This window comes from Citrobacter sp. Cpo040, assembly GCF_030332915.1.
Lineage (GTDB): Bacteria > Pseudomonadota > Gammaproteobacteria > Enterobacterales > Enterobacteriaceae > Citrobacter > Citrobacter portucalensis.
The window spans coordinates 396,041-410,110 of record NZ_JAOWGX010000034.1; the positions used below are offsets into that span (position 1 = coordinate 396,041).

At 51.2% G+C, this 14,070-nt stretch carries 15 protein-coding genes; 5 read left to right on the forward strand and 10 right to left on the reverse strand.

The window, feature by feature from the left end; all coding sequences use genetic code 11:
* Positions 1 to 6 precede the first annotated feature (6 nt).
* The 6 genes from OGX86_RS06695 to OGX86_RS06720 form a co-directional block, all read right to left on the reverse strand.
* Entirely contained in the window at positions 7 to 501 is a 495-nt protein-coding gene (locus tag OGX86_RS06695) for a putative pterin-binding protein (protein ID WP_048226632.1), read from the reverse strand.
* A 422-nt stretch (positions 502 to 923) separates the two neighbouring features.
* On the reverse strand, positions 924 to 1,553 hold the full coding sequence (locus OGX86_RS06700; protein ID WP_128316552.1) for a helix-turn-helix transcriptional regulator: 630 nt from the start codon (positions 1,551 to 1,553) through the stop codon (positions 924 to 926).
* Between the two features lie 127 nt (positions 1,554 to 1,680).
* The gene (locus tag OGX86_RS06705; protein WP_136391837.1) at positions 1,681 to 2,649 is read right to left on the reverse strand and encodes a threo-3-hydroxy-L-aspartate ammonia-lyase; all 969 of its coding nucleotides are present in this window, start codon (positions 2,647 to 2,649) and stop codon (positions 1,681 to 1,683) included.
* Between the two features lie 27 nt (positions 2,650 to 2,676).
* Positions 2,677 to 3,072, reverse strand: a complete 396-nt coding sequence (locus OGX86_RS06710; protein WP_008784657.1) for a RidA family protein — start codon at positions 3,070 to 3,072, stop codon at positions 2,677 to 2,679.
* A 245-nt stretch (positions 3,073 to 3,317) separates the two neighbouring features.
* Positions 3,318 to 3,626, reverse strand: a complete 309-nt coding sequence (locus OGX86_RS06715) for a monooxygenase (RefSeq protein WP_008784658.1) — start codon at positions 3,624 to 3,626, stop codon at positions 3,318 to 3,320.
* Positions 3,627 to 3,662: 36 nt separating this feature from the next.
* Positions 3,663 to 4,454: a PhzF family phenazine biosynthesis protein gene (locus tag OGX86_RS06720; RefSeq protein ID WP_136391838.1), complete on the reverse strand. Its 792-nt coding sequence runs from the start codon at positions 4,452 to 4,454 to the stop codon at positions 3,663 to 3,665.
* Positions 4,455 to 4,583: 129 nt separating this feature from the next.
* Here OGX86_RS06720 and OGX86_RS06725 point away from each other — a divergent pair, with 129 nt between their 5' ends.
* On the forward strand, positions 4,584 to 5,282 hold the full coding sequence (locus OGX86_RS06725) for an RluA family pseudouridine synthase (protein ID WP_048226623.1): 699 nt from the start codon (positions 4,584 to 4,586) through the stop codon (positions 5,280 to 5,282).
* Positions 5,283 to 5,318: 36 nt separating this feature from the next.
* Here OGX86_RS06725 and mdtK read toward each other — a convergent pair whose 3' ends face one another.
* On the reverse strand, positions 5,319 to 6,692 hold the full coding sequence (gene mdtK / locus OGX86_RS06730) for a multidrug efflux MATE transporter MdtK (protein ID WP_008784661.1): 1,374 nt from the start codon (positions 6,690 to 6,692) through the stop codon (positions 5,319 to 5,321).
* 217 nt (positions 6,693 to 6,909) lie between these two features.
* Here mdtK and OGX86_RS06735 point away from each other — a divergent pair, with 217 nt between their 5' ends.
* Positions 6,910 to 7,557 (forward strand): riboflavin synthase, encoded by a 648-nt coding sequence (locus tag OGX86_RS06735; RefSeq protein ID WP_003832752.1) that lies wholly within the window; start codon positions 6,910 to 6,912, stop codon positions 7,555 to 7,557.
* Positions 7,558 to 7,598: 41 nt separating this feature from the next.
* On the opposite strand, the gene cfa is transcribed toward OGX86_RS06735, so the two are convergent.
* Together cfa and punC are read right to left on the reverse strand one after the other, a co-directional pair.
* Positions 7,599 to 8,747 (reverse strand): cyclopropane fatty acyl phospholipid synthase, encoded by a 1,149-nt coding sequence (gene cfa, locus OGX86_RS06740; RefSeq protein WP_048226621.1) that lies wholly within the window; start codon positions 8,745 to 8,747, stop codon positions 7,599 to 7,601.
* Positions 8,748 to 9,037: 290 nt separating this feature from the next.
* Positions 9,038 to 10,243, reverse strand: coding sequence for a purine nucleoside transporter PunC (gene punC / locus OGX86_RS06745; protein WP_032943314.1), 1,206 nt, complete (start codon positions 10,241 to 10,243; stop codon positions 9,038 to 9,040).
* A gap of 112 nt (positions 10,244 to 10,355) precedes the next feature.
* Here punC and punR point away from each other — a divergent pair, with 112 nt between their 5' ends.
* Positions 10,356 to 11,288, forward strand: coding sequence for a DNA-binding transcriptional activator PunR (gene punR, locus OGX86_RS06750; protein ID WP_003029215.1), 933 nt, complete (start codon positions 10,356 to 10,358; stop codon positions 11,286 to 11,288).
* Here the strand turns inward: punR and purR are convergent.
* A complete protein-coding gene (purR, locus tag OGX86_RS06755; RefSeq protein ID WP_003832757.1) occupies positions 11,285 to 12,310 on the reverse strand; it encodes an HTH-type transcriptional repressor PurR in 1,026 nt (341 codons plus the stop codon). The two genes, punR and purR, sit on opposite strands and share 4 nt — an antisense overlap.
* Positions 12,311 to 12,607: 297 nt before the next feature.
* Here purR and cydH point away from each other — a divergent pair, with 297 nt between their 5' ends.
* Together cydH and OGX86_RS06765 are read left to right on the forward strand one after the other, a co-directional pair.
* Entirely contained in the window at positions 12,608 to 12,697 is a 90-nt protein-coding gene (cydH, locus tag OGX86_RS06760; RefSeq protein WP_003029209.1) for a cytochrome bd-I accessory subunit CydH, read from the forward strand.
* Positions 12,698 to 12,872: 175 nt separating this feature from the next.
* Positions 12,873 to 14,042 (forward strand): MFS transporter, encoded by a 1,170-nt coding sequence (locus tag OGX86_RS06765; RefSeq protein WP_008784665.1) that lies wholly within the window; start codon positions 12,873 to 12,875, stop codon positions 14,040 to 14,042.
* Positions 14,043 to 14,070: the final 28 nt, after the last annotated feature.

Here is a 14,070-nt window from a genome sequence, read left to right on the forward strand (position 1 = left end):
GAACGCTTACTCAATATCCATACTACTGACCTGCCATGCAGACCTTGAATAATAAATCTGATTATTCAGTTCTGGCATGCTGTCATAGGGGTACACAATGAATAACGGGCCTTTGTCACGGATGCGCATATATTTTCCGTTGATTTTTAACGCAAGGATAGCATTGTATTTTTTGAAATCACTAAGAGGGATAACGGTGGTGTAGTCATTGAGCGCAGTGACCTTAACAACAGAGCCGTTCGCCCCGACATAATCCATGAGCTTTTGTAGCGGAATACCCGTAAAGGTAGTGCGTCCATTATACCAGGGGGAAGTGGTCTGGAAACTGACCATGCCCAGCTTCTCAAGGCTGGCGGTATCAAAAATGGCTTTCCCGTCTGCATTTGTATTTTCAATATTACCCGACAGCGTTAAAAGCACTTTACCGGTGGGCCTGGAAAGTTCACCTGCCCATAGCTGGGTGGAGAGTACAAAGCTTACCAACATGATCATTAACCGCATTCTTACCTCACCAATCAGCCGGATGTTAAAGAATTATAATTTAGATATCACGCTATTTATATATATTGCATGGGTATTATTGGTGTAATAACTTCAATAGCTTTTTAACTCTTTTAAATCAGTGAGTTAGTTGTCGCTTGTTCTGCTGTGGTGCATTAAAAATGCTGGTGTGTTATTTGAGTAAAGCTAAATTTCACTATGTATGTACAAAAATAAATCATCTATTTACTCAGTGCCAATAAATACGCACGAAAATAAAGGTTTATTTTTTCACTGCAGCTGGATTTGGTTGTTTACTGGTGGGTAACTATATCGGGCACGAAGCCGCTTTTAGTGGAGCGGGAGCGCTTCGTGTCGGGAATCAAGGACAGAAATTCTATACGCGGCAAGTGTGGTCTATCTGAACCCGTTTATTCTCTCGCCTAAGCTGACTGGCGAGCATACAGATAGGCGGTGGCCCTCGATACGCCCAGATGCTGCGCTACTGTGTCCATAGATTTGCGTACGTTCAGCAAACCGTCCTGGCGTAATTGTTGAATCAGCAGCTTACGGTCTTGAGGTTTAAGGGCTCGGGCCGTCGTCGCGCGTTTAGCGGCAAAGTCATCAATACGCTGGCGGATGACTTCATTACTGCCGGGATCGATATGTTCCTTAATGGGGGAATTTTCAGTTTCAGTAAAACGCGCAAGAGCACTCTGCATACCACGGAACAGCGTCATATCGACATTCAGGCAAAGTGCCGCTACGTATTTGCCGTCTTCGTCCTTGATGCCAATGGAAGTACTTTTCACCGGACGGCCATCGGCAAACTGATTACTGTAGTTCGCAATGATGCTGGGAAAGTCAGGTGATGCGATTCTCGCCAGGCCAAGCTCGGTTGCTGGCTGGCCAGGTTGACGTCCGGAAAGATTATTATGGATGGACAAAATGGCATGTTCTGGATTTTTGAGGTCATGAACCACCACTTCGCAAAACGGAGAGAAGGTCTCACTCAATCCCCTGGCGATAGTATCAATTTGGCTGAGAAGCGAGTTATTGTCGGTTTTTGGCATGCCAGTCTCCTGCGGTGATGTCTGTTGCCATGATTGCGAGCAGTTTACAGTGACCTGGGAGCGTTTTTCCAGACAGGAGTGTAAAGACAGTAAAAGTAGGGTATCTGCATGGCAGATACCCTGTTTATCATCCGGCCAGAAATTCACTGTAGCGACTGATATCCACGTTTCCACCGCTGATGATAATGCCGATTTTCTTGCCGCGAAGCTCAGCTTTACGCGCTCTGGCGGCAGCAAAACCCAAACACCCGGTCGGCTCAACGACGATTTTCATGCGTTCAGCGATAAATTTCATTGAGGCGATTAACTCAGCGTCTGAAACAGTCAGAATATCGTTCACGTTTTGCTTGATAATCTGAAACGTATAGTTCCCGAGATGTTGAGTCTGGGCACCGTCAGCAATGGTTTTGGGCGTATCGACATGAACTATTTTGCCGCTACGAAACGACTGTTGACCATCGTTACCCGCCTCAGGTTCGACACCATAGATGATGCAGTCAGGAGACAGATGTCTGGCCGCCAGGGCGGATCCTGAGAGCAGGCCGCCACCGCCCAGACACACGAAAAGGGCGTCTAACTGACCCACCTCTTCAATTAGCTCTTTTGTGGCGGTGCCCTGGCCTGCGATCACGTGCGGATGGTCGTAAGGGGGGATCAGCGTTAACCCCTGTTTCTCTGCCAGGTCCCGACCAATTTTTTCACGATCTTCAGTATAGCGATCGTAAGTTACCACTTTTCCGCCATAGCCTTTCGTCGCCGCAACTTTGGCCGCCGGGGCATCATGCGGCATGATAATTGTTGCTGGAATACCCAACAACTTTGCTGACAGGGCAATGGCTTGCGCATGGTTGCCGGAAGAAAATGTCACGACGCCCGCAGCGCGTTGTTGTGGCGTGAACTGGCGTAGCGCATTCATAGCGCCGCGAAATTTGAAGGCGCCCATTCTCTGGAAGTTTTCGCACTTAAAGAAGACTTCCGCGCCAAATTCTTCATTTACCGTTCGGGAGGTCATCACCGGCGTTTTGTTGGCATAATCTGCGATGCGCTCTGCCGCAGCGGCAACATCGTTATAATCAGGCAGTGTCATTTCAGTCATTGTTGTTCACCTGTATGTTGTTAAACGTCACGCTTGCGGGGCCAACGCAATAGCTTCAACTTCCAGCGCAAAACCATAATGAAGTTCCGCAACACCTGCTACTGCACGGGATGGACGGAAATCACCGATCCACTCTCCATAGATTTTGTTAAACGTCGGCCACTGGTTCATATCCGTCACATAGACGCGAACAGACACCAGATGCTGACGCGATACCCCAGCACCAGCCAGACAAGCATCAATATTCTTGAGTACCAGCCGGGTTTGATCTTCAAAAGAAGCATCCGCTTTTTTCTCGCCGTCGAAAGTGACCGGCAACTGCCCGGAAATGAACACGAATCCGCCAGCCGTTGTACTGTGCGAGTAATGACCTGCTGGCGGGAAGCTTCCAGCAGATGAGTTCAGTGTAATGTCCGCGGTCATATGAGAATCTCCAGTCGCAGTTTGTGATTCATTTTGTATAAAATAATACTGTTTGTATTATTTTATACTCCTTCATAGTTCGTTCGGCCAGCGATAGTTTTCGCTAACGCTGATTTTGTGAACTACTGCAAACGTGGCACAGGCTAAATCACTGTCCTGGAGCGGTGACGGGGATATCGCTGTTGAAAGGGGAAAGCAGGGGGAAATGAAGAAACGCCCCGGGAGGGGGCGTCTAAGGCAAAAGTTTAGCTGATATGACCGTGGTTAATTTTACTTAGCGGTTCATTGATATCGAAGATTTTGAACGTTACTTCCTCCACACCCAGGTGCTTCAGGCGGGCGGTATGCTTTTTGATATAGGTCTGAGCGGTGTCTTCGTCCTGGAACAGGTAGATGCCTCCCGCTTCGTGATTTGCTTCGTTCTCGGTCCAGATTTTCCAGATGAACCCCGGCTCCTGGTTGATTGATTCTGCCAGTTCAACGAGCTGATTCGACATCTCAGCCCCAAACGGACCATGAAAATCAAAGTGTATCTGCACGAGTTTGTTCGACATAAATCCTCCATGGATTGGTTATTGCGGGTAAGGCTGCTAGCGCAGCAGCACTTTACCGGTCAGATAAGTTATCGCCTGGCCACTGATATAAACACGCGTTCCTGCTAACTGACAGCGTAAATCCCCGCCGCGTTCAGAGACCTGGCGCGCCAGCATCTGTGTTTTATTCAGTTTTGCAGCCCAGTATGGGATCAGCATGCTATGTGCCGAGCCTGTGACTGGGTCTTCCGCGACGGCTTCACCCGGGCAGAAGAAACGGCTGACAAAATCGTATTTCCCGTCACCCGGCGCGGTGATACACACCATTTTCCCCAGCGGAAGCATGGCGTGGATGTTGGGGCGCACAGCCTCAACCTGCTGTTGATTTTCCAGCACCACCATGTAGTCGCGTGCCACGCGCACCTCTTTGTATTCGGTGATGCCTAATGTTTCCAGCAGTAAAGCAGGTGGCACGACAGATTCGCTTTGCCAGGCCGGAAAATCAAGCGTCAGCCATTCACCGCTGCGCGTGACCGTCAGCGGTCCCACAAAGCGGGTGGCAAATTGGATTTTCGTTTCCGGGTAATTCAGATGTTCAAAGATGACATGCGCGGCGGCAAGCGTGGCATGTCCACAAAGATTGATTTCTCCCTGAGTGGTAAACCAACGCAGCTCAAAACCATTCTCATTGGCGACAAAAAAAGCGGTTTCTGACTGGTTATGCTGCTGCGCCATCTTTAATAATGTTTCATCGGGCAACCAGTCCGTGAGCGGACAGACTGCTGCGGCATTACCGCTAAACGTCGTGGTGGTAAAGGCATCCACCATGTAAAAATCGATTTGTTGCACAGAGTAACCCTCTCATCGCACTCAGGATAAATCACACTCTACCATGCCAGTCATTGTGTCAGCGCCCCGATTCGCCACTGCGGTGAAAATTCGTTATCATCCGTGCCCACACTTCATTCTGGCCGCCTGATGTCTACGATCCTCGATACCTTTATTGCCCCGCCTTGCCATGACGAGATAGAGACCCTCTATCAGGACGAGCATCTGGTGCTCATCAATAAACCCAGCGGACTGCTTAGCTTGTCGGGGAGAAATCCGCAGAATCTCGATTCGGTACATCACCGCCTGGTACAGATTTACCCTGGCTGCACGCTGGTACATCGGCTAGATTTCGGCACTTCTGGGCTGATGGTAGTCGCTCGTAACAAGGCTATCAACGCTGCGCTTTGCCAGCAGTTCAGCCAGCGTACGGTCACTAAGGTGTACAGCGCGCTGTTATGCGGGCATCTGGAAAACGACGAAGGGGTTATCGATGCAGCGATTGCTAAAGACCCGGCGCTGTTTCCATTGATGTCAATTTGTGCTCTCAACGGCAAACCCGCACGCTCGCGCTATCAGGTTGTCGAGCGTTTTTATCATCGTCAGGAAGAGGGGACGTTGCTCCCCTTGACGCGGGTGCAACTGACCCCTGAAACCGGGCGCACCCATCAACTACGGATCCATTGTCAGCAGTTGGGACATCCTATTTTGGGGTGCGATCTGTACGGTGGACGTCTGCTGCCGGGGACTGAACAAACGTCACGGCTGATGCTACATGCCAGTGAACTGCATTTCAGGCATCCCATTAGTGAAGCGTGGATGAACGCTAAAAACGCCAGCCCCTTTTGAGGCGAAAAAAACCGCCTGGCGGCGGCTTTTATGAGGTTATCGCGCAGCGCGTTGTAAAATAACCGCTGACGGCTGGCGTTGTAGAAACCGCATCCGCAGCATCATCAGTATCGCCGCTGAGGTCAGGCCGATAATAAAGCCCATCCAGAATCCCGCCGGTCCCATCCGGTCAACTACCAGATCGGTAAGCGCCAGAATATAACCGCTCGGCAGACCCAGCACCCAGTATGCCGTAAAGGTAATAAAGAAAATGGAACGCGTATCTTTATAACCACGCAGGATCCCGCTGCCAATAACCTGGATAGAGTCCGAAATTTGATACACAGCGGCCAGTAACATGAGCTGAGCCGCCAGGGCGACAACTTCCGGGTTATTGTTATAGAGCAGGGCAATATGCTCGCGGAATGTCACGGTGAAAATTGCCGTTACGACCGCCATGCACACACCAACACCCAGACCCGTTCTGGCTGCGGTTTGCGCATCCAGCGTGGAACCCTGGCCCAGACGATAACCGACACGAATGGTGACGGCGGCAGCCAGAGACATTGGCAGGACGAACATTAACGAGCTGAAGTTCAGTGCGATTTGGTGTCCGGCTACGTCGACAATCCCCAGTGGAGAAACCAGCAGCGCGACCACCGCAAACAACGTCACTTCGAAAAATAACGCCAGCGCGATAGGTAAACCCAGCTGTACCAGACGCTTCATTACTGCGGTGTCAGGTTTCTGGAAACCACGCTCATTACGGATATCGCGCATTGAACGCGCACGTTTGATGTAAGAGAGCATGGCGATAAACATCACCCAGTAAACCGCTGCTGTTGCCACACCACAACCCACGCCACCCAGTTCCGGCATGCCTAAATGCCCATAGATGAAAACATAGTTAACCGGAATGTTCACCAGCAGGCCGAGAAATCCCATCACCATCGCCGGTTTAGTCTTGGCTAATCCTTCGCACTGGTTACGGGCTACCTGGAAGAACAGATAACCCGGTGCGCCCCACAGCAGGGCACGCAGGTAGCCAACGGCTTTATCCGCCAGTGCCGGGTCGATGTTATGCATGGAGCGAATAATGTACCCCGCATTCCATAGCACAACCATAATCAGCACGGAGACGCTGCCCGCCAGCCAGAATCCCTGACGTATTTGATGAGCGATACGGTCGCGGCGTCCGGAACCATTGAGTTGCGCAATTACCGGCGTTAACGCCAGCAGTAGTCCGTGACCAAACAGAATGGCCGGTAGCCAGATGGACGTACCAATGGCGACTGCCGCCATATCCGTCGCGCTGTATCCGCCCGCCATGACGGTATCAACGAATCCCATTGCGGTTTGAGCGATTTGCGCAAGAATCACCGGAATTGCCAGAGCTAATAACTGACGCGCTTCACTTACATACTTTTGCACGTGTACACCACTATATTGTTGTTATTTGAGAGACTAAAAAAGCCGCCTTATATGGCAGCAAGGAGAAAAAGCAGGGGAAATTTCAGTCTATTGTAGCGAGGAATACGTAATTCTCCAGTGAAAAAACAGGCGCTGGTGGCGCATTGCTGGCAACCTGAATTTCCACCTGCTATTGTGCTGTGCAGAGATGTCTTAATTGAGTTCAGGAGTAGGAAGTATGTTTACGGGTATTGTGCAGGGCACCGCAAAATTGGTGTCCATTGATGAAAAACCAAATTTTCGTACGCATGTTGTGGAGTTGCCTGAATATATGCTGGATGCGCTGGAGACCGGTGCATCGGTTGCCCACAATGGGTGCTGCCTGACGGTCACCGAAATTAACGGTAACCAGATAAGCTTCGACCTGATGAAAGAAACGCTGCGTATCACCAACCTGGGCGATCTGAAGGTTGGAGATTTGGTTAACGTTGAACGTGCGGCAAAATTCAGTGATGAGATTGGCGGACATTTAATGTCGGGCCATATTATGACCACTGCCGAAGTGTCGAAAATTCTGACCTCGGAGAATAACCGTCAGGTGTGGTTTAAAGTCCAGGATCCGTCGCTGATGAAATATATCCTGTACAAAGGATTTATTGGTATTGACGGTATCAGTCTGACGGTCGGTGAAGTGACGCCGACACGTTTCTGTGTGCATTTGATCCCGGAAACGCTGGAGCGTACGACGCTTGGCAAGAAAAAGCTGGGCGCACGGGTTAATATCGAAATCGATCCCCAAACGCAGGCGGTGGTTGATACCGTTGAGCGTGTCCTGGCGGCGCGTGAAAGCGCCATCAGCAACATAACGGGCGAAGCGGGAGCCTAAGCCTGAGAGTAAAGCCCCCGTTGCTACGGGGGCGAAAAAGATTAGCGGGGAACGCGCAGACCGTGTTCAACACCGCGGGAAAATACCACCTGCCATAGCTGAATATCTCGAGCACGAAACGCCCCGGCGCAGGCGTTCAGATAATAGCTGAACATCCGTTTGAAACGTTCGGTATAGTTATCGGCGATTTCAGGCCAGGATCTCATGAAACGCTCGTGCCATGCCATCAGCGTCGTGTCGTAATCCGCGCCAAAATTATGCCAGTCTTCCATCACAAAATGCGGTTCGCTGGCGTTGGCAATCTGGCGAACTGACGGCAAACACCCGTTTGGGAAGATATACTTATTGATCCACGGATCAACGTTATTGTCGGTCTTTTTGGATCCGATGCTATGCAGTAAAAAGAGACCATCCGGTTTTAAATTACGATCGACCACCTCAAAATAGGTGGCGTAGTTCTTCGGTCCAACATGTTCAAACATGCCGACGGAGACAATGCGGTCGAATTTGTCGTTCAGGTCGCGATAATCCTGCAGCAAAATGGTGACATCCAGCCCCGCGCAACGTTCCTGTGCCATTTTCTGCTGTTCTGCCGAAATGGTCACACCCACCACGCTCACGCCATATTGCGATGCCATAAACTGGGATAAACCACCCCAGCCACAGCCAATATCAAGCACCCGCATTCCTGGCTTCAGTTGCAATTTTTCAGCAATCATTTTGAGCTTCGCCTGCTGGGCAGATTCCAGAGTGTTGGCATCTTTCCAGTAGGCGCAGGAATACTGCATATAGGGGTCAAGCATGCGGGTAAAGAGATCGTTGCCCAAATCGTAATGTTCTTTGCCGACCATCCACGCACGTTTTTTGGTCTGTAAATTGAACAGGCGAGCCGTGGCGATACGTAGCGTATCTTTAAAGTGGCGGGGGAGTTGGTTTTCAAGACCGGCGCGCAAGACTTTACTAAAAAACATGTCCAGCCGGTCGCATTCCCACCAGCCATCCATATAACTTTCACCCAACCCTAACGATCCTTCCTGCAATACGCGTTTGAAAAAATCGGGGTTCTTTACTCGAATATCAGCCGGTGCAGGGCCATTAATAGCAATACCTGCACGGCTCAATAATTCATTGGTAATGCGGTACCAGTCATCATCCGGTACGCTGACGTCTTCTATACATGATGAACTCATAGCTTCTCCATCACTGGTCGGTGATCAGAACCTTAAAACAGCGTAGACGCTTTTTTGGGCTTTGTGAGAAATCTCACGGAATTAATCCGCGAATCTATAATCCGACGTAGAACAGAGGAAGGGAGAAACCCTTGCCGAAAAGGCCATCCGTGGTAAAACGGGAACGTTCTTGTCCCCGTTAACGCATTAAAATTATCGTTTTTTTAACAACTGTAAATCAGTATATGCCTGAATTTTTGACGATTCAACCGATAATTGTTAGCGGGCTAACTAAATGCCCGCAACCATTATTAGTGCGACTCTCCGTGGGCAACTTGCGCACGATCATCTGTTTGCGGGGCGTCAGTTTTCTGCGATTGCATTTTGTAACCCACTGCAGCCAGCAATACTGTTGTCAGCATAACGCTGGTGGTGGTGAGCAGCGGGGTGGCAATCAACCAGGAAACGACAAGGCTTGCCAGGAAGCATAAACCCAGTTGCAGCGTATTCTGCAATGCGGCTGCGCGTCCCGTGGCCTGTGGGAAAGGGCGTAATGCCTGCGCGACAACGATAGGGTAGATCGCGCCGTTCGCAATCGCCATAACGCAGAATGGGATCAGGATTTCAGCCAATGCAACATGATGAATAAAGCCGGTCGCCCAGGTGCCTACAACGCTGAAGGCATACAGAATGAGTAACCAGGGCAGCAGCTGACGACCCTGCCATTTTTGCAGCGCTGCACGACAGCCGTAACCACCAATTAAGAAGGCGATAGTTTGCGGAACATAGCTCAGACCAATCACCGCTGGGCTATAACCCATTTCGCTGAGGATGAACGGGGAACCCGTCAGCCATGCGAAAAAGCTCGCGGAACAGGCGGCATAAATCAGCACGTTTCCACGGTAAGTTTTCGAGCGCAGCAAGGTGGCGAAAGTCAGTTTATCCTGGCTGTCATCGCGCGCTTTAGCCGTTGGCTTTAGACGCAGAGCCGGAAGCATCAGAATCAGAGTAATGGCAAACAGAGTGGCAAAAATGGCCTGCCAGGAAAAATGTACCAGGATCCAACTACCTAATAGCGGGGCGAGTGCAGGAGATAACCCGACCAGCGGCATAATAGTGGCAAAGATGCGGTTTACTTTTTGTGAAGGATAATAATCGGTAACCAGCGCTTGCCAGATAACCGATGCCGCACAGACGCCAACGGCCTGAACAAATCGCAGTACCAGCAGACCAGTGGCGTTTTCAACCCATAGCATGCCCAGACTGCCCAGTGCGAAGATAGATAAACCCAGCAGCAAAATAGGCTTGCGGCCATAGTGGTCAGAAAGCGGCCCCCACAGCAGTTGCGCGACGGCAAACCCCGCTAAGAACAAGCTCAGGCTGGCGCTGACGGCAGATGCAGGTGTTTGCAGATCGGACTGAATAGCAGCAAAGGCGGGTAGATACATATCCGTTGCCAGAAAACCGAGCACGCTAAGACCTGCCAGCCAGACTAAAAACCCTTTCCCAGGTTGCATCATCATTTCTCTTTTTTAGCAGTAGAACAATGCCGCTGAGTGTAGTGAGTGTAATTCTCGCTGTGAAACGCTAATATTTGCTTACTGATTTCAAATTTTTTGCAGGCAGAATATGTGGTCGGAATATTCACTTGAAGTGGTTGATGCGGTTGCGCGTAACGGCAGTTTTAGTTCGGCCGCGCAGGAGCTGCACCGTGTACCTTCGGCGGTAAGCTACACCGTGCGCCAGCTGGAAGAGTGGCTGGCGGTGCCACTTTTTGAGCGACGCCATCGGGATGTGGAATTAACGCCTGCCGGGGCATGGTTTTTAAAAGAAGGCCGCTCTGTTATCAAAAAAATGCAGATCACGCGCCAGCAATGTCAGCAAATTGCCAACGGCTGGCGCGGACAGTTGGCGATCGCCGTCGATAACATTGTCCGCCCGGATCGTACCCGACAGATGATCGTGGATTTCTACCGTCACTTTGATGATGTGGAGTTGTTAGTTTTTCAGGAAGTGTTTAACGGCGTGTGGGACGCACTGTCTGATGGGCGTGTGGAGCTGGCCATCGGGGCCACACAGGCCATTCCGGTCGGGGGGCGCTATACCTTCCGCGACATGGGAATGCTGAGCTGGAGCTGCGTGGTAGCCAGCCATCATCCACTAGCGTCAATGCCTGGACCGCTAAGTGATGACACGTTGCGCAACTGGCCGTCACTGGTGCGCGAAGATACCTCCCGAACATTGCCGAAGCGTATTACCTGGCTGCTGGACAACCAAAAGCGCGTCGTCGTGCCGGACTGGGAATCTTCTGCGACCTGTTTGTCCGCGGGATTGTGCGTGGGCATGGTACCGACGCATTTTGCCAAGCCGTGGATCGATAGCGGTAAATGGGTTGCGCTGCAACTGGAGAACCCTTTTCCTGATGCCGCATGCTGCCTGACATGGCAGCAGAACGATACGTCACCGGCATTGAGTTGGCTGCTGGACTATTTAGGAGATAGTGAAACGTTGAACAAGGAATGGCTGCGGGAGCCAGATGAGACTCCCGCACAACAGGCTTAACGGCGGTAATCGCGGAACGGACCGTCGGCAACGGAGCGACGCTCAACCAGGCGCGGATGCACCTCGATAGACTGTGACTCTTCACGTTTATTCACGATACGGTCTAACAGCATGTTGAAGGCCGTTTCACCCAGTGAATCCTTCGGCTGGTGAATGGTCGTCAAGGCCGGCGTGAAGAAGCGGGCGTTGCGCACGTTGTCGTAGCCGATGAGTGAGACATCCTGCGGTACGCGCAGTCCCATTTCGTCAGCGGCGCACAGCGCACCCATTGCCATAATATCGCCACCGCAGAAGACCGCGGTCGGACGATGAGACTGCGACAGAATTTGCTGCATGGCGCGGTAGCCGGATTCAGGCTCAAAATCGCCCTGGACAATCCAGTTTTCAGGCACTTTAATCAGCGCTTCTTCCATCGCTTTCATAAAGCCAGCCAGACGCCCGGCCCCGGTGTTACGTTCCATTGGGCCAGGGATCACGCCAATCTCACGATGACCGCGTTCTACCAGATACCGGCCCGCCATGTAACCGCCTTCGAAGGCGTTATCAATGACCGTATCAGTAAAGTCGGCTTTTGCTTCGCCCCAGTCCATGACGACCATCGGGATATGGCGATACTCTTCGAGCATCGAAAGCAGCGACTCCGGATACTCAGAACACATCACCAGCAGACCATCAACGCGCTTTTGCGCCATCATCGACAGATAAGCCTGCTGTTTTTCGAGACTGTTCCATGCGTTACCCAGGATCAGGGTATAGCCTTTCTGGAAACAGTTTTTCTCAACGGCTTCGATAATTTCGGCGAAATAGGCCGCTTCGCTGCTGGTCGCCAGCAAGCCGATAGACTTGGTGTGATTTACCTTCAGGCTGCGGGCAACTGCGCTCGGAGAATAGTGCAGTTCTTTGATTGCTGCCCAGACAGCATTACGTGTTTCTTCCGCGACAAAGCGCGTCTTGTTAATTACGTGTGATACGGTTGTAGTGGAAACGTTTGCTCGCTTCGCTACATCTTTAATTGTTGCCATTACATCTCACTCCAGACCATATCCTAAGCTCCTGAGAATACTCCAGGTAAACGTTTGCCTTTACACACCCTTATCGCAACGTAAGGGTTGCGGCACGCCGGGAAAACGACACGGAACGTCAGGAAGGGGTCAATGGCCGGTACGCTAATCAAGTAAGCGTGGAATTTTGTCTGATCTTAACGAAAAGGGGAAGAGTTAAAAGCAGTTATCAATATAAATCGTGAGAGATTTTTGCTTTCAAGTGTGTAAAAATGCGCAATATCACTTTTTGTGTGGGAATAAAAAGGAGAAAACTTGATGAGCACCGATCTGAAATTTTCGTTAGTGACTACCATTATTGTTCTGGGTTTGATCGTCGCGGGTGGTCTGACCGCAGCGCTGCATTGATTTCCCCGAGGGAGTTAGCTCTCCCTCATCCCTTCGACTCGTTTTTCCCCTCCATTGTTTGCGAATAAGCAAAAGTCTTTTGCAGTTTTGTTAACTTTATTAATTTTGCGATCAATGTCATGCTTTTGACTCTTATTTTATGTCGTGCCACGGCTCGACGATATGGAGTCGAAATATGAAAATCAATTACCCTTTACTGGCGCTGGCAATCGGGGCGTTTGGTATTGGCACCACCGAGTTTTCGCCAATGGGGTTGTTGCCCGTCATTGCCAAAGGTGTGGACGTCTCGATTCCGGCGGCTGGCATGCTGATCAGCGCTTATGCAGTAGGTGTGATGGTAGGTGCACCGCTGATGACATTGCTGCTGTCTCATCGTGCGCGACGTAATGCTTTGATATTCCTGATGGCGATTTTCACGCTGGGTAATGTTCTTTCGGCTATCTCGCCGGATTACACCACGCTGATGCTATCGCGTATTTTGACCAGTCTTAACCATGGAGCCTTTTTTGGTCTCGGTTCTGTGGTTGCAGCCAGTGTGGTACCCAAACATAAGCAGGCCAGCGCCGTGGCAACGATGTTTATGGGGTTAACCATCGCCAATATTGGCGGCGTTCCGGCGGCGACCTGGCTTGGTGAAACCATCGGCTGGCGCATGTCGTTTATGGCCACTGCGGGGCTGGGTGTCATTGCGATGGTCAGCCTGTTCTTCTCATTACCCAAGGGTGGAGCAGGAGAGCGCCCGGATGTCCGCAGCGAACTGGCGGTGTTGATGCGCCCACAGGTGCTGTCGGCGTTACTGACTACCGTACTGGGTGCAGGGGCGATGTTCACGCTGTATACCTACATCTCGCCGGTTCTGCATACTATCACTCATGCTACACCGGCATTTGTTACCGGGATGCTGGTGTTGATAGGCGTTGGCTTCTCGATCGGTAACTATTTTGGCGGCAAACTGGCTGACCGTTCAGTCAACGGTACGCTGAAAGGCTTTTTACTGCTGCTGATGGTTATTATGCTGGCCATTCCTTTCCTTGCGCGTAATGAGCTGGGAGCGGCGGTCAGTATGGTGGTCTGGGGCGCGGCGACGTTTGCGGTCGTTCCACCGTTGCAGATGCGTGTGATGCGCGTTGCCAGCGAAGCGCCTGGATTATCATCGTCAGTCAATATTGGCGCGTTTAATCTGGGGAACGCTCTGGGGGCTGCGGCCGGTGGGGCGGTGATATCTGGCGGCCTGGGCTACAGTTTTGTACCGGTGATGGGGGCGATTGTGGCGGGTCTTGCGCTGCTACTGGTGTTCATTTCCGCAAGAAGACAGCCTGAAGAGGCTTTCACTACCGCGAATTAATGCAAAAACGCAGAAGGAAGTCCTTCTG